Origin of the sequence: Shewanella electrica (assembly GCF_022321485.1) — a bacterium.
In the GTDB taxonomy this organism is placed as follows: domain Bacteria; phylum Pseudomonadota; class Gammaproteobacteria; order Enterobacterales; family Shewanellaceae; genus Shewanella; species Shewanella electrica.
This window is the reverse complement of record NZ_JAKOGG010000284.1, coordinates 1-271: the sequence shown is the minus strand read 5'-3', so window position 1 is coordinate 271 and position 271 is coordinate 1. Positions and strand designations below refer to the sequence as shown.

At 53.9% G+C, this 271-nt stretch carries 1 protein-coding gene; it reads left to right on the top strand.

The window, feature by feature from the left end:
- Positions 1 to 271: EAL domain-containing protein (locus L9G74_RS20660; RefSeq protein WP_238898635.1), on the top strand; the 271-nt coding region annotated here is incomplete at both ends.

Here is a 271-nt window from a genome sequence, read left to right as displayed (position 1 = left end):
AACGGACCTCGAACAATCCGGCATGAAAAAAATTGTGCTGGAAGGCGAACTGAGAAAAGCCATTGAGCGGGAAGAATTCGTCATGCATTACCAGCCGCAGGTGGATGCAAGCGGGAAGCCTATCGGTTTGGAGGCGCTCATCCGCTGGAACCATCCCTTGCATGGTTTTATCTCTCCCGCGGAGTTCATTCCTCTCGCGGAAGAGACCGGCCTGATCATCCCTCTCGGAAATTGGGTGATTGAGCACGTATGCGGGCAGTTGCAGCAATGG